This is a genomic window from Microcoleus sp. B5-D4, from assembly GCF_036705145.1.
GTDB lineage: Bacteria > Cyanobacteriota > Cyanobacteriia > Cyanobacteriales > Microcoleaceae > Microcoleus.
In genome coordinates, this window is record NZ_JAUBTV010000021.1 from 72,509 (window position 1) to 94,470 (window position 21,962).

The following is a 21,962-nucleotide window of genomic DNA, read 5'->3' on the forward strand; positions in this document are numbered from 1 at the left end:
GCTTAATTCAGTTCTTCTTGCTCACTTACCTGGGATTCTAGCGCTTGTTTTTTCATCATTTGAAAAATCTTCTAAAATTCGTTAGCGCGGGAAGGTCTCAAACTCATATTCAATCCCGTGTCTTGAATAAAATCTGGGGTAATGGTGGCAATTTCAGCAGGCGTTAATCCGCTCCAACCTTCCACCAGCAAGCCAACTAATCCTTTGACTAACTGAGCGTCTGAATTGCCTTGATACAAAACTTTTCCGTCTGCCAAATTTGCAGTAATATAAACTGTTGACTCAGCATATCGAAATTATTCCTCATATTGTGGATTTGCTTCATTAATCGGACTTGCAGGGTGCGCTGCACCTTACCTGTAACCAAAAGGGATTTGTAAAGAAATATAAATTCTCGATCCAAGTGAACACAGGCTGGCAAGTTGTGATAGTTTTGAGTAATATCAATTCCGGTTGCACTCCTCATGACTGTTGAGTGTTGACTGTTGACTGTTGAATCGCGGTTGCCAAAGTGAATGGTTGATTGTTAACTGTTGACTCGATTTTTATTATTCCGATGCAACCGGAAACGATATAAGATAGCAATTTGTGGATGTCCATTTTTGCGTCAGCATCAAAATCACTCAATTTATATTAATTAGATAAAACAAATGGAAGCATTACTTTTATTAATAGGATTTGGAGGCGGGGCATTAGTCTGCTGGCTAATTTTGAATAAGCGAAATTCACGCAATTTGGTGCGGATGCAGGGTTCGCAGGAGGCTATATCGAATTTGGCTGCTCAGTTGGATGCCCGAACTTCGGAATTGCGGCAAAAGGTGCAGAATGAAAATCAGCTAAATTCTGAATTGTCCGAGTTGCAAAGTCGGTTGGAAACTGTGACTGGCGAGCAAGAATTGTTAAAAAATCAAGTGTCGGAAATGGAAGAATTTTTGGCAGGAATTGCCCAGGATCGATCGCAAATTGATGCTCTGATTGCTGATTTGCAGTTTCAGCTAGAAAATGCTCAACAAGCTGAGTCCCAGTTAGCAGAAGTGGCAGAACTTCAAGAGCAGTTAGAAGTTGCGGATCAGGAGCGATCGCAACTTAACGCTCAATTGCTGGAAATGCAAGCAGAGTTAGAGGCGGTTGATGCAGAACGTTCTCAATTTCACGCTCTGCTGTCGGAATTTGAGAGTCAGTTGGAAACGGCTACTCAAAGCAGATTGCAGGTACAGTACCAGTTGTCGGAAATTCAAATTAAGTTCGATCGCTCCATTGAAGAGCGGCAGCAACTTCAGTCTCAACTGTCGGGTTTGCAAGCTCAACTGCAATTAGTCGAAGCAGAGCGATCGCAATTTACTTCGGAATTGTCAGATCTACAAGCTCAATTGGAGAGTGCAGAGCAAGAACGCGAAATACTCAACTCTCAATTGCAAACCGCTAGCCAACAAGCACAGCAACCTCCATTGGAATTATTAGAACTGCAACGACAGTTAGAAGCAGCTAATCTGGAGAAGATGCAGTTAAACTCTCAACTTCGTGAAGTACAACTTCAATCCGAAATGGTTGTTGTAGAGCGAGAGAGACTGCTGTCTGAGTTGTCAGAATTGGAGTCTCAGATACAGCGCAAGGAGGGAGATAGCTCGCAACTCCAGTCTCAGTTATCAGAACTGCAAGCTCAATTAGAAACTGCTAACACAGAACGCTCGCACCTTTATTCTCAACTGTCGGAATTCCAAAGTCAAATCGAGACAGCAAACCACATCCCAACTCAACTTCAATCTCAAATCTCCCAGTTAGAACACCAGTTAGAAAGTGTGCGTCAAACTCGCTCTGAATTAGAAGTTCAGCTAGAAAATGCTAACACAGAACGCTCGCAACTTTATTCTCAACTCTCGGAAATTCAAAGTCAAGCCGAGACAGCAAACCAGAATCAAAATCAACTTCAATCTCAAATCTCCGAGTTAGAGCAACAGTTAGAAACTGTGCGTCAAAGTCGCTCTGAATTGGAATCTCAACTCACTTCTCAAATCTCCCAATTGCAAAGTCAAACCGAGACAGCAAACCAGAATCAAAATCAACTTCAATCTCAAATCTCCGAGTTAGAACACCAGCTAGAAAGTGTGCGTCAAAGTCGCTCTGAATTGGAATCTCAGCTCACTTCTCAAATCTCGGAATCCCAAAGTCAAATCGAGACGGCTAATCAGAATCAAGCTCAACTTCAATCTCAAGTATCCGACTTAGAAAATCAGTTAGAAAGTGTGCGTCAAACTCGCTCTGAATTAGAATTTCAGCTAGAGACTGCTAACACCGAACGATCGCAACTTTATTCTAAAATCTCGGAATTGCAAAGTCAAATCGAGACAGCTAACCAGAATCAAACTCAACTTCAATCTCAAGTATCCGACTTAGAAAATCAGTTAGAGAGTGTGCGTCAAAATCGCTATGAATTGGAAGCTCAACTCACTTCTCAACTCTCGCAATTGCAAAGTCAAATTGAGACAGCCAATCAGAATCAAACTCAACTTCAATCTCAAGTATCCGACTTAGAAAATCAGTTAGAAAGTGTGCGTCAAAGTCGCTCGGAATTGGAAGCTCAGCTCACTTCTCAACTCTCCCAATTGCAAAGTCAAACCGAGACAGCCAATCAGAATCAAACTCAACTTCAATCTCAAGTATCCGACTTAGAAAATCAGTTAGAAAGTGTTCGTCAAAGTCGCTCTGAATTGGCATCTGGGCTAGAAACTGCTAACAGAGAACGATCGCACCTTTATTCTCAACTGTCGGAAACTCAAAGTCAAATCGAGACAGCAAACCAGAATCAAGCTCAACTTCTATCTCAAGTATGCGAGTTAGAACATCAGCTAGAGACAGTTTATCAAGAACGCTTGCAGCTAACATCGCAACTTTCCGAAGCGGGCGATCGACAATCGGAGCATTTTGACTCGGAATCAGGGCAAATTGAAGCATCTACTTCAGATACCAAAGTTTTGAAGAGTCAAGGATTTGTTGTTTCTCAGCAGGGTCAAGGCGATTATACTACTATTAGCGAAGCGCTGAAAAATGCAGCACCGGGCACGCGCATTGAGGTGCATCCAGGCGTTTACCGCGAAAGTCTAATTATCGACAAATCGGTAGAAATTATCGGCAGCGGAGAGGTTGATCGCATTGTGGTTGAAAGTATCAACTCAAACTGCATTAAAATGGCAACTGACAGTGCTTTAGTGCGCGGTTTAACGCTGAGAGCGACGGGGAAATATTACACTGTAGATATTCGCAAAGGCGAGTTAATCGTAGAAGACAGCGATATCACTTCTGCGGACTATTCTGTGGTGGGAATTTGCGGCCCTGATGCAAATTCTACCCTCCGCCGCAGTCAAATTCATGATGGGGTATGGAACGGAATTTTTATATCGGATAATGGGAAAGCAACGGTGGAAGATTGCAGTATTTTTGACAACGGCAGTTTGGGAATAGGTGTCGGATTGGGAGGAAAATTGATCGTGCGCCGGTGTCGGATTAATGGTAATGAAGGTGAGGCGATCGCCGTTTACAGAGATGGCATTGCTACCGTGGAAGATAGCGATTTAACGGGTAATGCTGGGGGTGCTTGGCGCATTGCAGATAACGGATACCTGCGCGGCAAAGGCAATCAAGAATAGAAGAAGGAAGAAGGCAGAAGGCAGAAGGCAGAAGGCAGAAGGCAGAGGGAAGAGGGAAGGAGGAAGAAGGAAGAGGAAAGAGAATTCCCAATTAGCGATTCCCAATCCCCGATTGCCAATACCCAATTACCAATTACCAATTCTCAATGCCTAACAATCGAGCTGGATTGTGTTTCATCATTAAATCCATTTCGTGCGGATAAATGCCTTCATCCCTCAACTTTTTAACAAATAATTTGTAACCTTCCGCAGGTAAAGGATCGGGTTTCCTTCCTAAATCCGTGCTCATCACAAAATGCTCTGCTCCTATTAGTTTAATCGCTGCTGCCATTTTACTAATAGGAACTTGATGCCAGTTTTTGTGTCCGTCATCAGCGGCATTTTCTCCCATCAAATCGTTCACAAATGCGAGTTATAAGAAAGCTCCCATCTTGGCGGCTGTTTGCATATTTTCTAGGGATAAACCGGGTACATCCGCCATTGCGTGGGTAATCAGGATGTTCTTAATGTTGAGCAGTTTGGCTTCAGCTACAACTGCCATCACTTCTTCTGAGGAAATATGACCAGTTTCCAATACCAAATTCTCTTTGGCTACCATCTTCAACACCGCTGCTGTTTCCGGTAAAACCTTGCCATTTTCCGCAACTTTAATCCCTATTCCCGACTTATGAAAAACCTGCAAGTGATGCTCAGCATCAACCGTTGGCAGCCACACTACTTTACCGTATTTGCCACCGATGCGGTGCATTGCTTCGACAGCTTGGGGATTAATGCCGCCGACAGCATGATTGAGAACAACTCCCCCGAAAACTTGGATTTCTGGTACTATTTTATTCACCAAAACTGCCCGCGCTGCTGTGCTGGCATAATGATTTTTCAATACAACAGCTTTCATCTTCGCCCTAGCAGCTAATTTCGCTACTTCAAAATCGTCTAACCTGCGCGGAATCACATCAGGAGAAGAATGAATGTGAAAGTCGATCGCACCTTCGATCGTACTCTTTGGCAAATTGACCATCGGCGAATCTCCGACAGCATAAACTGGCAGACAAAACCAATAGCAAACCATCCAAACTAACGTTAAAAAAACAGCTTGCATTCCTCCCCTCTTCCCTTCTCCCCTCTGCGTTCTCTGCGCCCTCTGCGGTTCATCCCCTCTTAATCCTCTCAAATAAAAGATTGAATCGCATTTGCCAAAGCTTCTGCATTCTCTTCGTGCATACCCAAAGAACCAGGAATAACTCGCGATTCAACACCCGGTAATTCCGTTAATGCTTCCATTTCAGCCTTTGATTTTGGCGGCGCATTTTCAGCAATTACAACCATCACCGGCACCGCTAATTGTTGAAATTTATCGGTAAATTCCGATCGCACTTTTGCCGGATCTAAACCACCAGTCACAAAGGCAGCGGAACCGTACCGAGCACCGGGTTTTTGCGTCACTTGCCATTTGCTTTGGATGAAATCGGGCGTGACTTTAGCTGCATCAACATAGACGTGGCGACGGTACATAAAACTCAGGAAAGACGGCGCAGTGTTTAGTTTGTAGAGGAATTGTCCCAGTAAGGGCGATCGTACTAATTCTCTCACAATTCCATGCCACCCGCTTTGCTGTTTGCTCATCGTCGGCAAAGGCCCGCGCCAAGTCGGCGCAGCTAACACAATCTTTGACCAAACATGGGGCTTGGATTGCGCTAATTGCATCACATAACCCGCAGCGTGACCTGCCGCAACTACAGCAACCGGACTATTAAAAATTGACTCAACAAAATCCTTGAGAAATTGATGGTATAATTGCGGTTGATAGTCGGTTCGCGGCCGATCCGAGTCGCCAAAACCCGGCCAATCTAAGCTCACAACTTGAAATTTAGGAGCTAAGAATTCTGCTAAAGGACGCATTTCTTCTCGCGTCGAAACCGTACTGAAAGCAGGCAGCAGCAATACAGGATTTCCCTGTCCTCTGGTTTCGTAAATAACTTTGATTTGCGTTTCTTGCCAATTCCAGAGATATTCTTGAACTGCGGCGGGATAGTTGCCAGAACCTGATTTTGTTAAATTTGTAGTTTGAGTCATGGCTGTTTATTCTTTTAATTTGCTTCGGCTTGCTTGCTTAATTCACAAGCAAGTGCCTTATTTTTCATCATTTGAAAGATGTTGTAAAATCCGTTAGCGCGGGAAGGTGTCAGACTCACATTCAATCCAGTGTCTTGAATAAAATCTGGGGTAATGGTAACAATTTCAGCAGGCGTTAATCCGCTCAAACCTTCCACCAGCAAGCCAACTAATCCTTTGACTAACTGAGCGTCTGAATCGCCTTGATACAAAACTTTTCCGTCAGCCAAATTTGCAGTAACATAAACTTGCGACACGCAGCCAGAAACTTTGTTTTCCGGCAGTTTGTCGCTTTCGGGAAATGCTGGGAGTCGCTTGGCATACCACAGCAGTTGTTCGTAGCGCTGTTTCGGATCGGAATGTCGCTGAAAGCGCTGGACGATTTTAGCTAGGGCTGGGGGTAGCGCGGTGTTTGCGGACATGATTCACTCGTAGCGATTTACTTCGTTAATATTATACATTTAATTTTGCCGGCGGGTGCGATCGCCTGCTCATCTGCTCCCACGGTCGCCGTCTTCAGGTGAATCGGTTATTGTTATTGTAGTTAACGAGTTCGAGCGTTCAAAACAGAGGAAATATGGTATTTAGTGCGGTCAATCAAGATTGTGGTGGAATGTAGTGAATCTCCAAAAAATCTGGCTAAAATATCGAGTTTTTCAGGCAGTTGTATTCTTAGGATTTGGTTTGCTATTAACCATCGCCCTTTCGCTTTCTTTTGGTGCGGTGCCGATGAGTGCCGATCAATTGTGGCAAGCATTTCTGCACCGAGGTGATGCTGTCAATCAAACTATTTTGTGGGAATTGCGTTTGCCCAGAGTTGCGGCTGCGCTGACGGTTGGTGCGGCGTTAGGAATGTCGGGGGCGTTGCTGCAAGGTTTGCTCCGCAACGGTTTAGCCGATCCTTTTGTATTAGGAATTTCGGCGGGTGCGGGGTTGGTTGCGATTACCATGCTGACTTTGGGAATATTTCAAACTTGGGTGCCTTTGGCGGCTTGGATAGGTGCTATTTTAACTTCGATGCTGGTCTACTTTTTGGGAAAAACTAAAACGGGCATTTCTGTTGAACGTTTGGTTTTAGCTGGTGTGGCTGTGAGCTCTCTGTTTGGGGCAATACAAACTACACTGTTGCTGTTAGCTGAAGACAGCCGCTTGCAAGCTGCTTTGAATTGGTTAATCGGTAGTTTAAACGGTCGCGGTTGGTCGGATTTGCAGGTGGCTGCACCTTATATTTTGGCTGCTTTGCTGTTAGGATGTTTTTTGGGTCGATCGATAAATTTGCTGGCTTTGGGTGACGATTTAGCTGTTGGTTTGGGGGTTTCGCTGGTACGATCGCGCTTGTTGATTGGGGGTGTTGCTACTTTGCTAGCTGCGAGTGCTGTCAGCATCGGCGGATTGATTGGTTTTGTGGGATTGGTTGTGCCTCACGGGGTGCGTTTGTTGGTTGGTAATGATTATCGGTTTGTGTTGCCGCTGAGTGCGATCGGCGGTGCTTGGGTGTTGACTTTTGCTGATTTTTTGGCTCGTTTGGGTGCAGTAGAATTGCCTGTGGGTACGGTTACGGCTTTGTTGGGTTCTCCACTGTTTGTTTGGCTGCTTTATCGGCGTTCTAGTTATTAGTCATTAGTCATTAGTTATTAGTCATCAGTCATTAGTTATTAGTAACCAATGCCCCATGCCCAATGCCCCATGCCCCATGCCCATTCCCAATTACCCATTACCAAAATATAATGTCTTTAGAAATTCAAAATTTAACTGGTGGTTACGGCGAAGTTGCGATCGCCCACAACATCACTTTATCTTTGCAACCTGGTGAGTGGTTGAGTCTCATCGGTGCCAACGGTTCTGGTAAGTCTACTTTCTTGAAGTTAGTTAGCCGCATCCTAACTCCGCAGCAAGGAAGTGTGTTGCTTGACGGCAAAGCAATTCATACTGAACCTGCTGCAATTGTTGCTCAAAAATTAGCGATTTTGCCGCAGCAGCAAACAGTACCGGAAGGTTTGACAGTACGGCAATTAGTTAGTTTGGGGCGTTCTCCTCATCAGGGTTGGTGGCAGTGGGAATTGAGCAAGGAAGATGCAGAAAAGGTGGAGGTTGCTATCAGTCAGACTGGGATTGAGGAATTTCGCGATCGCCCCGTCGAACAACTCTCAGGAGGCGAACGCCAGCGCGCTTTTCTCGCCTTAGCTTTGGCTCAAAACCCGCAAGTTTTGCTGTTAGATGAACCTACTACTTATTTAGATATTTGCTATCAGTTGCAATTGTTAGAACTGCTTAATCAACTAAATATAAAACACAAATTGACGATTATTACGGTGCTGCATGAAATCAATTTAGCTGCTAGGTACAGTTCGCGGATTGCTATGTTAAATAAAGGAGAAGTTTTTTGTGTAGGAACTCCTGCACAAGTTTTAACTACTGATAATTTAGCTCAGATTTTTGGCGTAGAAGCTATCATTTTAGAAACTTCTGTAGGCTTGCAGATTTGTGCGATCGCTCCTGTTGTTCGCACTTAGTTTCGATCCCCCTAAATCCCCCTGGTTGTTGGGGAGTAGGGGTTGACTTTAAGAAGAATCTTGTTCCCCCCTCCGGCGGGGGGCTAGGGGGGATCGATTCCTAATCTTGACGAAAATACTTCGTTGCAGCCCGCACCCAAGGTAAAAACCCGGTTTCTTTGGTCGCAGTGCGTCCAGGACTGCAAATTTCCAGTAAACTATTGATATTTAAATCATTAAGCGCTCAAGTGCGATCGAACTTCCCGTCATATCGTTTCCGGTTGCATCGGTATGGTTCAAATGTCCAAACAGTCAACCGTCAACAGTCAACTGTCAACAATCATTTTTGAGTGCGATCGAACTTCCCGTCAGTTCTGTCTCAACCTGGTTTAAACTCGCTGTAAGTCCTGCCTAAACTATGTACAAAACTTTTTTTTCTCGTACCGCTATCCTGTTGCTGAGTTTAGCATTTACCGCTTGCTCCGCTGCCACTTCACCCCAAATTCAGCCATCAACTCCTGCTGGTTCGCCAGTTAATCAACCACAAACAACTAACAGCGAATCAGCACAAAAAGTTGTAGCTTTAACACCTTTAACCGCCGATATTATCCATCAACTCGATCCAACCAAACTTGTAGGAATTCCCGGCAGCGCATTAGTCAGCAGCAACCCCAAATTTACAGGGATTACCGCAGTCACTGCCGAACGCACCCCTCCGAATTTAGAAAAAATCATCGCATTGAAACCGGATTTGGTGGTAGGTGCGTCGGGGTTTCATGACCAAACAATGCAAAAATTGCAGCAGCTAGGAATAAAAACTTTACTCACTCAAGTTGATAGCTGGAAATCCCTAGAAGAGTTAACAACAACTTTAGCTAAATCCCTTAATACAAATCCCGAACCTCTGTTAAAACGCTACCAAACATTTTTAGCAGATATCCCAAATCAAAGCCCCGCCACTTTAGTTTTGGTGAGCAGACAACCGATTTTATCGCCGAATCAAAGCAGTTGGGCTGGAGATTTGCTGGGTAAGTTTAACGTGAAAAATGTCGCAGCCCAATTGCAAGGAGATAGCCCGGTGCGAGGCTACGTGACGCTTTCAGCGGAAAAGGTTTTAGAGGCTAATCCTGAATTTATCATTGTAGTCGATCGGGGAGAAGGAATTTTAGACCAATTTAAATCTGATTCATTTTGGAATCAACTCACAGCCACCAAAAATAATCGAGTTTACGTTTTTGACTACTATGGATTGGTCAACCCAGGTAGTATCGAAAAAATTGAGCAAGCAACTGCTCAACTTAAACAAGTTCTAGCTAAAAAGTAGAGACCCGATTTTGAGAGATACAAAATCTCTAGAAATCCTGCAACAAATTGACTACAATTTCTCTAAATGTGAGAAAGCTAAAGGCACTCAAAAGCGCGCAGCGATCGGAAACCGGGTTTTTAAGCCTGACTTCCAATGCTGTCTGACCGGCCTCAAGTCAGATCCAGAGGCGGCAAACCGCGCAACTGCCGCAGCGAGTTGATACACGCCTGGCAGTCGCAGCCAAACAGCGCCGCCGCCGCATCGCTTTCTTCTTCCGAAAAATCCAGCATCGCCACCCGTTCTTCACCCGGGCGCTGCCAAGTAATTCTCGGCTTAGAAGCCGCAGCAGCAGACTTGCCAGGAAGCCGCACGCAAGTCAGACGCTGAGTGTGGGGCGATCGCACGCAGCGGGGCGCATCACCCGATTGGCTTGGTGTTTCGGTAATTGGAGCGGGATTTGCGATCGCGCTCAAAGACATCAGAGATCCAAACAGCGTCGGACTTACAAGTAAAGTGAGGAGCAATCGATTCATTTGTCGTCCTTAAGAACTTCAACGTATACAGTAGCCGATTATCTGTTGCAATTCAACAAGGTTTTCGTCCGACATCAGTACGATTTGCCGTTATTAAGGCTTAAAAGCCGAATACTTGCCGCCCAAACCTTCCACAATCGTGCGCGTATTGGCAACCAACATCTTTGGATAAGTATCGCCTTCGCTTCCCGATTCTCCCAAACCGTCCGCAAACAAATCTCTGGGCGAAACTTTCACTTTTGATTCTCTAGCAACAGTTTCAATTAATTTGGGATTAACTGTTGTTTCTACAAAAATCGTTGGCACTCCCGAAGATCGGATCTCTTTCACTAAGGTAGCGATTCGTGCTGCTGCAGGCATTTCGTCCGTACTAACTCCTTCCAGAACACTTGCTACAGGAATTCCGTAGGCTTTTGAATAGTAACTCAAGGCATCGTGGGTGGTGACAAGCTTGCGATTGGGCGCTGGAATTGTAGAAATTTGCGATTTAATCCAGCTATCGAGGCGAGCGATTTCGCCAGTTATTTTTTGGGCGTTTCTATTGTAAACTGCTGCTTGATCGGGAACTACTTTGCTAAGCTGACTGCTAATTACTTTAGCCATTGCCATCCCGTTTTTAGCGTCGTGCCAAACATGAGGATCGGCAACTTTTTTACCTGCACCGTGGCTGTGTCCCCCGTGGCTGTGTCCCCCGTCTTCCGCCATTAACGGATTGGGAACTGCTTGTTCTGCTACAGCAACTTTCGGTGCTTTGTTGGAGCTTGCTTTAATCAATTTAATCAAACTTGGCTCAAAATCGTAGCCGTTGTAAAGAATTAGTTTTGCTCGATCGATCGAAGCGCGATCGGTCGGTTTTGGTTGGTAAACGTGAGGATCTGAACCCGCATCTACTAAGCAGTTGAGATCGATCGTACTGCCAGCTATTTCTTTAGTTAAACCGCAGATTATGCTGGAAGTTACGACGACTTGCGGGCGATTTTGGGCAATGTTTGCAGGTTCTATCCTAGTCTGCGAAGTTGTTGGCAATATGTTGCTCGATACTGCCGTCACTACTGTCATGCTAAATAGAGCAACTGTTTTGAGGTTAATTTTCCCGATCATTGTCAAACTCTCCTTTTTGTAGAATGATAATCATTATCATACGAAGGTATATGTTAAAGGTTTTAAACGTAGCTGTCAACTATCTAGGAATTTCTGCGACGATCTCAGAAATTGGCTTTCTCATAGGAAGTTTCAATTAAAGCGGGCATCCCTTGCCAATGAGTTAAGATTTGTTGCAATTTAAAAAAAGTTCGACCGCCAGTGATAGCAAATTCATCCAATGCGGGTAAACTGATTTCAGCAAGGACAACTCAAAGCAGCGAACAAGTTTACCTTAAAAACCAGGTGGGGAGTGATGAGTACAGTTTTAGTGGTGGAAGATTCCCGCAGCCAGCGCGAGTGCATTTCACATCAGTTGAGATGCAGCGGATTGAATGTAATTCAGGCGTCTGACGGTGTGGAAGCGCTGGATAAAATTGAGAAAAATTGTCCTGATTTAGTATTATTAGATGTCATAATGCCCCGTCTCGACGGCTACGGGGTTTGTCGTTTAATTAAAGCTAATCCCGAAACTCGGAACATACCGGTGGTATTTTTAACCGGCAAGGGACAGCAGTTAGCTTTATTTTCGAGGGCGATCGATCGCGCCGAGGCTTATGTTAGCAAACCTTGGCAGCCGAGGGAACTTTTGGCAACGATCAAAAAAGTTTTGCTCAATGCCAATATTAAGTTCGATCGAGCTTCAGCCGACGCTTGGACAGAATACGGAATTTTAAACTTAAGTACAGTCGAACTGTATCAAAGCCATGCCGATGCTTGGACAAAATACAGCTCCCAAATTATTAAATTGTACGATTCCAGCTTAGCAGCTTTCGAGCAAGCTTTGGCCATTGAACCGAGTCACTCGAATGCAAACAAGTATCGCAACCGAGTCCAGACAATCCGGGCAATTTTGCTGAAAAAATTAGAGCAAACTAAACCTTGCAAAGTCTGTGATTATTATTACGGTAAGGATGGCATCAATTGTGCGGTGCATCCTGCTGGCCGCCCTCAAGAACTGTGTCGCGATTGGGAATTTAATTAAACTAAAATGAAAACAAATAACCGCGCTAACTTAGAAAAGCTGCTGCAAGAAAGAAACGAATATCCCGAAAGAATGGCGGAAATTGATGAAAAAATAAATTCAACTTTTCGCAAAAATTACGCAATTTTAGTAATGGATATGTCGGGATTTTCGCGCACTACACTCCGCTACGGAATTATTCATTTTTTGGCAATGATTCACCGGATGCACGGAATTGTCAAACCGATAATTTCCGAATACGGTGGCACTGTAGTTAAGGAGGAAGCAGACAATATTTTTGCAGTTTTTGCCGATGTAAAATCAGCGGTGGAAGCTGCGATCGACTCTTTGAAACACACGGCGGCTGTCAACACGACACTGCCGCCGGAAATGGATATTTACCTCTGCATTGGTATTGGCTGTGGCGATGTTTTGATGCTGGAAGGAGAAGATATGTACGGATCGGAATTTAATCTGGCATCCAAGCTGGGAGAGGATTTGGCGGAACGGGGAGAGATTTTGCTCACCTCAGCAGCCTTTGAAAAGTTGGAAGGTGACAAGCAAGATTGGCAAAAAGTGGAACTTTCGGTTTCAGGTTTGGAATTGGTGGCGTACAAGCGGCTGTAATCGGGTGAATTTCTGTTGTCTTCTCGTTCTTCGCCCTGCTGGAAAATGAGACATGACCCAGCCCAAAAACGGATACCAGCCACCGACTTAAGTCGTGGAAAGATAAAAATTTTAGACCCTAGTTCAATATCCCAGATTGCATCTGTGGGGTAAATCTAAAATCTAAAATCTAAAATCTAAAATCGACTGACTTGCCCCAGCCTTGACTAGAAACCCGGTTTCTTCGCAGATATCGGGCGACTCAGCCATTTTGGTAGAAACCGGGTTGATGAGGCTATATTCTTAGAGAATATCGAATTAAAATAAAATTTAAAATCTGATGATTGAGGAACACAAAACTTGGCAATCTATTAATTTATCCGCTATTCGACAGCGGCTGGCTTGGCTGCAGCAACAGCCAGACAAAGTTATTTTTTGCAAAGAGTCGGGTGTTCACTATGTTGCAGTCACAAAAGATCGATCGCGCATTAAGCTATCTTTAGTAGAAAAAGTAAATCGGCAAACAGATTTACTGCAATCTATTTTCGATTTCAACAATCCTTTACATCTAGTGTCTGAATATACTCAGGCGATGATGTTGGGTTTAGTGTGGCAAAGCCAACCTCAAAGAATCTACATAGCTGGATTTGGCGGCGGCAGAATTCCCTTAGTTTTGCACCACTATTTGCCGGAAACTGTTATAGAATGTGCGGATGTAGACCCGATCGCGATCGAAGCAGCTACACAGTGTTTTGGGGTGCAGTTGGACGCTCGGCTGACGGTAGCAATTCAAGACGGCAGAGAGTATCTGGAACAGCAAAATCCCGATATGCAGTACGATATCATCATGACGGACGTATTTTTTGGCAACGGCTACTTTCCGCACAGGCTGGCCACCAAAGAATTTTATCAACTCTGCGAAAAACGCTTGTCAACAGCAGGAGTTGTGCTGGTAAATCTGCTGCAAAGAGATGAGTTTTATGCGGAAAAAATCAAGACTTTTCAAAGCGTGTTTTCTCAGGTGTGCGTGTGTCCTTGGAAGGACATTAACAGCGTTTTGATTGGTAGCAACAGCCAGATTTTGGAGAAAGATGAGATTGTTGCTAAGGCAAAATATTTGCAAGATAGTCATCAATTTTCCTTTCCATTAACAGACAGGGCGCTTGAGGTAAAAGTAGGTAGAGAGTTGGCAGAGGCTGTACCTACTTTAGACAAAGCTCAAATTTTTTATGACGATTCGCCGCCCGCTGGTTATTTTGATTGCTGGTTATTCTGATATTTATAATAAGTCCGGGTTTACTCTTTTTTGTGGAACAGGCATCTTGCCTGTTGCTGATTCGCAGTTGAGCTCACCGAGGGATTGAAAGAGACTGTGGGATGAATTTGCCCTCAGAGTGCGATCGGATATAGCCACCTACAATAGGGCAACTGAGGACACGGCATTGGCGTTTCCCTACCTCAAGATAATCAATCTTCCTCGATAAGAGATATAACCATCGCCCGATTAATTTTCGGGAAACCTCACCGCGTCGTCTCCTGACTGTAGGTAATATCAATTCCGATGCCACCGGATTTGATATAACTCCTATTTCATATATTCAACCATCTGCTGTTCCAGCTTAGCCAACAATGTATCAACATCTGTTGCGGCTTCCTCAAAACAAACAGGAGGTTCAGGCTTAGATTCAAAAAAAATTAACTTAATTTGACCTTCCCCGATCGCCAAAATCGCCACTTCTGTCTCAGGCTTGTGAGCGTTCAACACACCTACAACTTCCTGAATATGGCTTCTCACTTGACGGTTCAACTCCTCAACCGCCTCTTTCTTACAATACACAAAACGCGCAGTTTCTGCAATATCAATTGCTAAAATCTCCTCGCTTTCTTCTCCCCTTTCCAGAAATAGTCCCCAAGCCAAAGCCGCCAATTCATTTTGATTAGCTTTCACGAATTTATCTAATTTGCGGCTCCAGCTATTTTCGTTGGGTTTGGACTCAGGGCTATCAAATAGAAACATTTTCTCTTCTTGTTTGTATAAACTAATATTTTACAGTCAGCAGTCAGTAGTCAGTTGGCAGTTGGCAGTTGGCAGTTAACTGTTGTCATTAGTTACCCATGCCCAATGCCCCATCCCCAATTCCCAATTCCTAATTAGCAATTACCCACAACCGCTGCGTTTCTATCTTATACCAGATTGCACGCGCCAGAGCGCCGCATAAATTCCGTCCTGTTCGATCAGTTGTTCGTGCTGCCCCGATTCTACCACCAGCCCCTCTTCCATGACACAAATGCAATCGGCATTGCGGACTGTAGAAAGACGGTGGGCGATCGCAATTGTAGTGCGATTCTTGGTAATTCGTTCGAGCGATCGCTGAATTGCCGCCTCAGTCTCGTTATCCACCGCTGAAGTAGCTTCGTCAAGGATCAAAATCGGCGGATTCTTCAAAACAGCCCTCGCAATTGCAATTCGCTGCCGCTGACCCCCCGACAATTTCTGACCGCGTTCCCCTACAATAGTGTTGTAACCGTCCGGCAATTGTACGATAAACTCGTGAGCCTCCGCAATTTTCGCAGCATTTACTATCTCTCGATTGTTAGCCTCAAAACTGCCGTAAGCAATATTTTCTGCCACCGTACCGTGAAACAAAAACACATCTTGACTCACCAATCCGATCGCTCTCCGCAAATCTTTTAAATTCAGGCTATTTAATTCTATACCGTCGAGATAAATATTGCCGTACTGTACCTCGTACAGCCTCAATATTAGTTTCACCAGCGTACTTTTTCCCGAACCAGTAGCCCCAACAATCGCAGTAGTTTTCCCCGCCGGCAGAGTCAGGGAAAAATACTGCAAAATCGGTTTTCTTTGATTGTAAGAAAAGGTAACATTTTTAAATTCCAACTCACCCTTAATCGAACTAACTGGCCGCCGAATATCACCCGTGCGAATTGCGATCGGAGTATCCAACAAATTCATCACCCGATTAGTAGAAGCCATTGCGCGCTGGTATTGATCCAGAGTATTTCCCAGGCGAGTCAGCGGCCACAGCAACCGCTGGGTCAAGAACACCAAAACGCTGTAAGTTCCCACAGACAACCGGCCCGCCACCACCTCCAAACCGCCCAGAAATAGCGTTGCAATAAACCCCAAGAAAATCACCACCCGAATCAGCGGAATAAAAGCAGCAGAAAGTACGATCGCCCGTCGGTTGCTTTGGCGGTAAGCTTGGCTTTGTGCTTCGATGCGCTGAATTTCATAATCTTCGGAAGTAAAACTTTTAATAGTAGTAATTCCCATCAAATTATTCGACAGTTGCCCGTTCAGAAAACTCACCTTTTCCCGCACATCAGCATAGAAAGGAGCAAGGCGATTTTGAAAGGCGATCGAACCCCAAATAATAAAAGGGATGGGCAGCATTGACAACCCAGCAACACCAGGAGATGCAGCAAAAAAAGCCGCGCCAATCACAACAACCGTTGTAATTACCTGAATCACCTCATTAGCGCCGTCGTCCAAAAAACGTTCAAGTTGATTGATATCATCATTGAGAATAGAAATCAAACCACCCGTGCTGCGTTCTTCAAAATAAGCTAATTCTAATTCCTGCAAATGGCTGTAAGCTTCCAGACGCAAATCATGTTCAATATCCTGAGCCAAATTGCGCCACAAATAATCATAAGCATATTCAAAAACAGATTCCAACGTCCAAACAACCGCGCTCAAAAGAGTGATAATTGCCAGTTGCCAAAAGACATCTTTTATGCCCCACTGAGCGAGGATAGAATCTTGCTGTTTCACCACCACATCAACGGCAATACCGATTAATGCTGGCGGTGCTAAATCGAAGAATTTATTCAGCAGCGAACAGATACTTGCCAGCCAAGCTTTCATGCGGTAGCGGCGTCCGTACTTCAGCAGCCGCTTTAGCGGATGGACAGGTTTTGATGGATGTGGTGATACTTGAGAATCATTCATAGGGCATGGGGCATCGGAAATAGGGCTGAGAATTAAAAATTAAACAAGAGTAAGGTGCGCGCGGATCACCCTACTAATTTTTAATTCTCCAATCCCCCGTTCCTAGGCTTTAAACGTTAACACTGGCTTCACTCTAACAATTCTAGATTTTAAAGCAACAAAAAATTAAACGCTACCAAAATATACTTTGGTGTCCTACCGGACGGGTGGCGGCTATTTTTCCGATTTTCGGAGAGAAACTCTGCACTCCGACGAAGCTTGCTAGCGAAAATCGGAAAAATCCCGCTGGAAAAAAGATATCCTTGACAAAGGCGCGAACTGAGGCAGCACCAGCGGAGGGGTAACACCCTCTGAAATCTCGTGTAAGAGATAGCGCCGCAACCTAAAATTAGATTTTAGATTTTAGATTTTAGATTTTAGATTGGACGAGCTCGCGCACCAGCTCCTTACTCTTCAAAAAGCCATGACGAATGAAGCCACTCGTGATACTTGCGATCATATTCTATATCTTCTCAAATCCTTTACTCGTACTCTTCCTCAGTTTCATCTTGTTCGCAGGTCAACGTCAACTCTTTAACCGTCAACTCTTTAACCAGCTCCCTAAACAACAACTTGACTGCTTTGGCCGCCACACGCGATCGCACTAACCGCACCGGACGACCACTCAACTTTTCAGCATCCAGGATTGCGCCAAGCCGATCGCCAATGTCGTTGTGAAGCCGAGCCCGAGCTGGTTCAATTCTGGTAAAAATCCACTGCCACAAAGCACGCCGGCACAAATCACTACCACCACTAACCTTCGACTTTTGCAAATCACCGCTGGACTCTTGAGACGGCGCATAGCCCAAAGCCTTGCAAAATCGCCGAAGTGACAAATGCCGCTTGGTAGGTTTGCCAGAATTACGCCCTTTACGAATCTTCACATCTGGTTTGCCATCAAAAAGATAATTTTCAAATGGGTATATTTGCGACAATAACAAAGCTTCAACACGACGACCAAACCCAAACCGGGCAAAAACTTTACGGTACGGTAAAAACTGCGGCTCGCTCACTAATTTAGAAAGCTCAAATTCAAGCACCATCTCCTCACGCTGAATATCGCAAATACGCGCAGCATGACGCCGAAGTTCGTCAGTAATTCCCAGTCCAATCGACCTTTCCAACATCAAATCGTACTTTATAGACTGTCGCTCCCCGCACAGCCACCCCCACAACAAAGGAACTTTTTCACCCAATCGAACCGATCGCACCAGGGCAACTTCTGGAAACTGCCACGCTAAATCTTGGCGAGCACGGTTAATGATAGGTGACTGCACACGATTCAAGTGACTGAGACGAAGTACCAATCGGCGAATTTCGACAATCATTTGCGATCGCACTTGAACAAACCGACGAGGAACTTCAAGAAAATCCCAACCATAAATCGCCAGAGCCAAAGCATCAGCGTCATCATCTTTATCAGGCAATCCGAGGTGATGCTCGCGAAATGAACGAAGTTCTTTATGACCAACAAGCCGAACTTCTACACCGGCACGAGCAAGCTGAGTTCCCCAAAGCCGAGAGTAATTCACCCCCGTCGGCTCCATCACTGCGATCGTGTTATCTGTATCACCACCAATCAATGCTAGTAATCCAGCAATTCCAAAAGCTGTAGCATCAAACTTATGAAAGTCACAATCATAATAAAATTGTCGAGGTTCAGTTGGTTTTTCTAGCAAAAGGCAAGCAGAAACTGAGGCCTTGCTGATGTCAAGTCCAATAATTTGCATTCAATTTTTACAAGTGATATTTTCCAAATCCCCATAGCAAAGCTTATGAATCACCCAAAGGCCAGAAGCCTAATTCACTCTTAAAGCTATAAATTGCAGGGAAAAATTGCAATCAATCAAGTAGTAACCGAGCTTATGAAGCCAGAAAAGCCATTACAGCTTGTTTCATTTTTAAAACCCTAAGTTACATACCGATTAATTGACGGATGATTTGGACTCAATCCGCTACCCCTCCCATTTTTAAGGGGGAGTTTCGGCTGCTGAGTTAAGCAGCCATCGTCAGGCGATTTAAAAACAACATCCAAATCTGTCAAAATTACTTGTTGCTCTAAAGTATATTCAACATCAACAGCCTGTTCGTCCGATCGCACATCAGAGCACTCTGGCTCTTGGTCATTAGATAAGTCATCTGATTCACCAATTAAATGCTCAAGATACTCTGATACAGACATTCCAGCAGCCAAGGCTTTTTCTTGCAACAACTTATAAGCTTTGCCTTTGATACGAACTTGCTTGGCTCTATCTTCTGGATTTTCGTCTAATGTTTCCTGAATTTTGGCGGCAGTAATTTGGTGAACAGGAATAGATTCAACAACCTCAGACCATTTTTCAGTCAATTGACAATTCCCATAGGAATCAACTTTTGCAAACTTCCACAAAGGCATAGCTTGAGCTACAGAAGTAGGGAGAGTCTGAAAATTGGACTTAATCAAGTGCATGCAAACTTTGGCAGCTTTGATGATTGTCTGACAATAAAAAGGCGAGCGACCTAAAGCATTTTTGCAGTAATCAGCAAAATCCTTATAGGTATGCTTATACAACCGATAACGACGCACAGCATCAAGCATGATTCCTTGTCGCACGTAGTCGAGAAAGCTGCGTTTAATGCGCTGCGTGAGAATTAAAATATCGTTGTGGGGTGCTTGGTCAAGAATTTCGTTCTCGAATTCCAGAAGCGGTTGAAATTCCGCCTCTGGAGGTTCGCACCACTCGTCTGAAAAATCAGGTTTTAGAGTGAGTTGCATTGTTTTAAAAATCGTCGCTTAGTTTGCTTGTCACCACTTCAACTTCTGCGACCGACGCTGCATTTAACAGCAGCTCTTTATCAAAAGTTAAGCGAGATTGCATCAGGTCAATCCCCAAAGCTTTTAACAATAATTTCAAATCATTGTAATGCGAAGTTGCGCGCTCTATGTCGTCGGTAATGCGTTTTAGAGTGTAGGCTTTTTGCGTGATTTGATTGTCGAACGCGAATGCATTATCTGCCAAACGATTTTGAGCGTCTAACTCTGCCAATAATTTATCTAACTGTTGCTTTAGCGCTTCATAACCCTCTGACAAGGAATCTACATCGCTACTAACTTCAAGTTTTCCATCTCGTTCGGTTCTGTCCCATCGGTCTTTTTTATAAACCGGAATTGTAATTGATAGATGAGTTGCCATGATTTTAATTTTGGGTAAGTGGGGAGAAAGCGATCGCCTTTGTTCCTTGATTCAAAAGCGATCGCACAAAAAAGCAAGATAGCAAGCTAGATGGAAGTGAAAATCAAAACACAGCATCACCTCCCGGAGGCGAACGAGCGCCGCAAACACCCTCAACCAAACGCCGCTTGCAACGAAGTACAAGAGGTTGACCACTAGGAGAAGTAAAAACAATAATGCTGCCATTACAAACAGTTGCAGGGACAAAACCGCAAGGACAGCGCTTTACATCCTCAGCTTGAGGCAGCCAATACCACTCCTCCGGGCAAGGAGCCCAATAAATCATTGAATCCAAGGAAATTTCCAAAGGCTCAAGATTTTCGGCATCCCAAGCAGCCATCGCCTGATAAAAGTCATCGAGGCAATCAAAATCATCAGGGTCTGGCGGCTCGTCCGTTGATTCCACTTCAAAATCAAAAAGGCTCAGTTGCCCGTCGGCATCGGATTGATAGTGGATTTCAAGTTGAGATGGAAAGTAGCGAGCCAAAAATCTATCAGAAAAAGTGACACCGGGGGAAGTTTCAGCCGCTGGTGCAATCGGCTCCTGGACTGAATCAATTTGTACGCCGGGGGAAGTTTCGGGCGCTGGTACGATCGGCGGCTCCTGGACTTGAACTTCGATCGTCGATGGTGTCAATTGGTTCACAACGGGTTCAAGCAGCGTCAAACAATCACGTCCTACAAAAGCCCAGTAAACACCAGAAGGCTCGTAACGACGATCGAATTCAACCTGCGCTGTGCAGCGCGTACCGCCACGCATAACTCGCCCAGTCATTCCAGAAAACAAACCAGAATTTATACGAACGCGATCGTTACGAACTAAAAAAGGTGAAGTTTCGGCCGCTGGTGCGATCGGCTTCTGGACTCGATCAGCTTCGACACCGGGAAAAGTTTCCAAGAGTGCCAAAAGCGGGAGTTTGACCCCTACCAAAGCATCCATCCAAGTTTGGCGGCAACGCCGATCGCCCGACGGGACAATATTGAGCTCGCGGGCGATCGCTTTGAGCTGACCAAAGGTATTGTGTTCTAGCTGTGTAGCAGTATAGGTGTACATAGTTTGAGGGAAAGGGCTTGAAGGTTAACGCAAGCCCAGCGCCAAAGTTACAGGGTATTGCACTACAATAACTTATATGATACATTGCATTACAATAGACTGTCAAGACATTGCATGACAAAATCAAGAGGTAGTTTGCATGACAATTAAAACAGATGTCCAAAACCAAACACGGCTTACACGGGGAAAACAAGTCAGTACAGTTGACAGTTCGGATTACACCAACAGCCCGCAAAATACTACAAGCACTAAGAGAGACGATACAGGCAGCCAGCGACAGCGATGCTCTAGAGCAACTGTTGCGAGGACAAATTCCGCCATTATCTCCATCTCGGTTAGTGGGAAACTTGCACGTCAACTGAGCAAAAGTCTTGAATCTCAGTTGACAGAATCAATATCCGAACATGAAATATCAATTAATCGCACTGCTAAGTACGAACAAAAAATCGCTGAATTAAAAGAGGAACTGGAAAGTCTCAAACAACTTATTGAACAGCTCGACCAAGCAGAACATGAAACAGAAGAGGTAGAAGTTGAAAAATTAGAATAAATCAGGAAAGCTAGCTCTAACAAGGGCTAGCTTTTACTTTGCAAAATATCATCAACAATCAACCAACCCCCGCACCACCGGGGTTCTCTGAAACTATTAGTCGCCGAGTGGGACAACGGCAGCTTTCCCTAACTCAAACTACAAATGCAAAAATATCAAAAACTCTGTAACCAAGACTGCAAGTAGATTTGACTGATACGCCCAGGAAGCTGCAATCAGTAGCAATCAAAAAAAGAAGCTGGCGACACCTGCCTTTGAGTGGTGCGACTGGGGGCGGAGAGCAAGCCCATAAACCGTAAGAATATCGGGATGCCATCACCGGCTCACAGGTGAT

The 21,962-nt window shown here is 44.6% G+C and carries 21 protein-coding genes and 1 pseudogene; 8 read left to right on the forward strand and 14 right to left on the reverse strand.

From position 1 onward, the window contains the following. Positions 1-71: 71 nt before the first annotated feature. Positions 72-272: pseudogene (locus QUB10_RS12810) on the reverse strand (SufE family protein); the annotation flags it as partial. A 378-nt stretch (positions 273-650) separates the two neighbouring features. On the opposite strand from QUB10_RS12810, the gene QUB10_RS12815 reads away from it, so the two are divergent. Next, the gene (locus QUB10_RS12815; RefSeq protein WP_333202607.1) at positions 651-3,644 is read left to right on the forward strand and encodes a right-handed parallel beta-helix repeat-containing protein; all 2,994 of its coding nucleotides are present in this window, start codon (positions 651-653) and stop codon (positions 3,642-3,644) included. A 133-nt stretch (positions 3,645-3,777) separates the two neighbouring features. Here the strand turns inward: QUB10_RS12815 and QUB10_RS12820 are convergent, their stop codons facing one another. From QUB10_RS12820 to QUB10_RS12835, 4 genes are all read right to left on the reverse strand, one after another. Further along, positions 3,778-4,047 carry a hypothetical protein gene (locus tag QUB10_RS12820; protein WP_333202609.1) on the reverse strand — a complete coding sequence of 90 codons (270 nt, stop codon included), beginning with the start codon at positions 4,045-4,047 and terminating at the stop codon, positions 3,778-3,780. Positions 4,048-4,056: 9 nt separating this feature from the next. Then, a complete protein-coding gene (locus QUB10_RS12825) occupies positions 4,057-4,743 on the reverse strand; it encodes a DUF6282 family protein (RefSeq protein WP_333202611.1) in 687 nt (228 codons plus the stop codon). 68 nt (positions 4,744-4,811) lie between these two features. Continuing rightward, positions 4,812-5,717, reverse strand: a complete 906-nt coding sequence (locus QUB10_RS12830; RefSeq protein WP_333202613.1) for an alpha/beta hydrolase — start codon at positions 5,715-5,717, stop codon at positions 4,812-4,814. Between the two features lie 14 nt (positions 5,718-5,731). Continuing rightward, positions 5,732-6,178, reverse strand: coding sequence for a SufE family protein (locus QUB10_RS12835; protein WP_333202615.1), 447 nt, complete (start codon positions 6,176-6,178; stop codon positions 5,732-5,734). Between the two features lie 196 nt (positions 6,179-6,374). Between QUB10_RS12835 and QUB10_RS12840 the strand changes: the two genes are divergently transcribed. The 3 genes from QUB10_RS12840 (at position 6,375) to QUB10_RS12850 (ending at position 9,572) form a co-directional block, all read left to right on the forward strand. After that, positions 6,375-7,373 (forward strand): iron ABC transporter permease, encoded by a 999-nt coding sequence (locus tag QUB10_RS12840; protein WP_333202617.1) that lies wholly within the window; start codon positions 6,375-6,377, stop codon positions 7,371-7,373. 110 nt (positions 7,374-7,483) lie between these two features. Beyond that, entirely contained in the window at positions 7,484-8,269 is a 786-nt protein-coding gene (locus QUB10_RS12845; protein WP_333202619.1) for an ABC transporter ATP-binding protein, read from the forward strand. A gap of 397 nt (positions 8,270-8,666) precedes the next feature. Further along, positions 8,667-9,572, forward strand: a complete 906-nt coding sequence (locus tag QUB10_RS12850) for an ABC transporter substrate-binding protein (protein WP_333202621.1) — start codon at positions 8,667-8,669, stop codon at positions 9,570-9,572. Between the two features lie 152 nt (positions 9,573-9,724). Here QUB10_RS12850 and QUB10_RS12855 read toward each other — a convergent pair whose 3' ends face one another. Both QUB10_RS12855 and QUB10_RS12860 read right to left on the reverse strand, forming a co-directional pair. Beyond that, the gene (locus QUB10_RS12855; protein WP_333202622.1) at positions 9,725-10,087 is read right to left on the reverse strand and encodes a hypothetical protein; all 363 of its coding nucleotides are present in this window, start codon (positions 10,085-10,087) and stop codon (positions 9,725-9,727) included. A gap of 93 nt (positions 10,088-10,180) precedes the next feature. Further along, positions 10,181-11,188: a metal ABC transporter solute-binding protein, Zn/Mn family gene (locus QUB10_RS12860; RefSeq protein ID WP_333202623.1), complete on the reverse strand. Its 1,008-nt coding sequence runs from the start codon at positions 11,186-11,188 to the stop codon at positions 10,181-10,183. A 295-nt stretch (positions 11,189-11,483) separates the two neighbouring features. Between QUB10_RS12860 and QUB10_RS12865 the strand changes: the two genes are divergently transcribed. From QUB10_RS12865 to QUB10_RS12875, 3 genes are all read left to right on the forward strand, one after another. Beyond that, positions 11,484-12,212 (forward strand): response regulator, encoded by a 729-nt coding sequence (locus QUB10_RS12865; protein ID WP_333202625.1) that lies wholly within the window; start codon positions 11,484-11,486, stop codon positions 12,210-12,212. 6 nt (positions 12,213-12,218) lie between these two features. After that, positions 12,219-12,818, forward strand: a complete 600-nt coding sequence (locus tag QUB10_RS12870; protein ID WP_333202627.1) for an adenylate/guanylate cyclase domain-containing protein — start codon at positions 12,219-12,221, stop codon at positions 12,816-12,818. A gap of 319 nt (positions 12,819-13,137) precedes the next feature. Continuing rightward, positions 13,138-14,073 carry a fused MFS/spermidine synthase gene (locus QUB10_RS12875; protein WP_333202628.1) on the forward strand — a complete coding sequence of 312 codons (936 nt, stop codon included), beginning with the start codon at positions 13,138-13,140 and terminating at the stop codon, positions 14,071-14,073. A gap of 309 nt (positions 14,074-14,382) precedes the next feature. Here QUB10_RS12875 and ccmS read toward each other — a convergent pair whose 3' ends face one another. The 6 genes from ccmS to QUB10_RS12905 form a co-directional block, all read right to left on the reverse strand. Next, positions 14,383-14,814, reverse strand: a complete 432-nt coding sequence (ccmS, locus tag QUB10_RS12880; protein ID WP_333202630.1) for a beta-carboxysome assembly chaperone CcmS — start codon at positions 14,812-14,814, stop codon at positions 14,383-14,385. A gap of 162 nt (positions 14,815-14,976) precedes the next feature. Beyond that, positions 14,977-16,773 carry an ABC transporter ATP-binding protein gene (locus QUB10_RS12885; RefSeq protein ID WP_333202632.1) on the reverse strand — a complete coding sequence of 599 codons (1,797 nt, stop codon included), beginning with the start codon at positions 16,771-16,773 and terminating at the stop codon, positions 14,977-14,979. Positions 16,774-17,294: 521 nt separating this feature from the next. Continuing rightward, positions 17,295-18,542, reverse strand: a complete 1,248-nt coding sequence (locus QUB10_RS12890) for an IS110 family transposase (RefSeq protein ID WP_333202634.1) — start codon at positions 18,540-18,542, stop codon at positions 17,295-17,297. 179 nt (positions 18,543-18,721) lie between these two features. Beyond that, on the reverse strand, positions 18,722-19,567 hold the full coding sequence (locus QUB10_RS12895; RefSeq protein WP_333202636.1) for a hypothetical protein: 846 nt from the start codon (positions 19,565-19,567) through the stop codon (positions 18,722-18,724). Between the two features lie 4 nt (positions 19,568-19,571). Further along, positions 19,572-19,985: a hypothetical protein gene (locus QUB10_RS12900; RefSeq protein WP_333202639.1), complete on the reverse strand. Its 414-nt coding sequence runs from the start codon at positions 19,983-19,985 to the stop codon at positions 19,572-19,574. Positions 19,986-20,088: 103 nt separating this feature from the next. Further along, positions 20,089-21,078 carry a hypothetical protein gene (locus QUB10_RS12905; protein WP_333202641.1) on the reverse strand — a complete coding sequence of 330 codons (990 nt, stop codon included), beginning with the start codon at positions 21,076-21,078 and terminating at the stop codon, positions 20,089-20,091. Positions 21,079-21,217: 139 nt separating this feature from the next. Between QUB10_RS12905 and QUB10_RS12910 the strand changes: the two genes are divergently transcribed. Continuing rightward, positions 21,218-21,628, forward strand: a complete 411-nt coding sequence (locus QUB10_RS12910; RefSeq protein ID WP_333202643.1) for a hypothetical protein — start codon at positions 21,218-21,220, stop codon at positions 21,626-21,628. 133 nt (positions 21,629-21,761) lie between these two features. On the opposite strand, the gene QUB10_RS12915 is transcribed toward QUB10_RS12910, so the two are convergent. Further along, positions 21,762-21,962, reverse strand: a 201-nt coding sequence (locus QUB10_RS12915) for a hypothetical protein (protein ID WP_333202645.1), incomplete at its 5' end; no start/stop codon positions are given.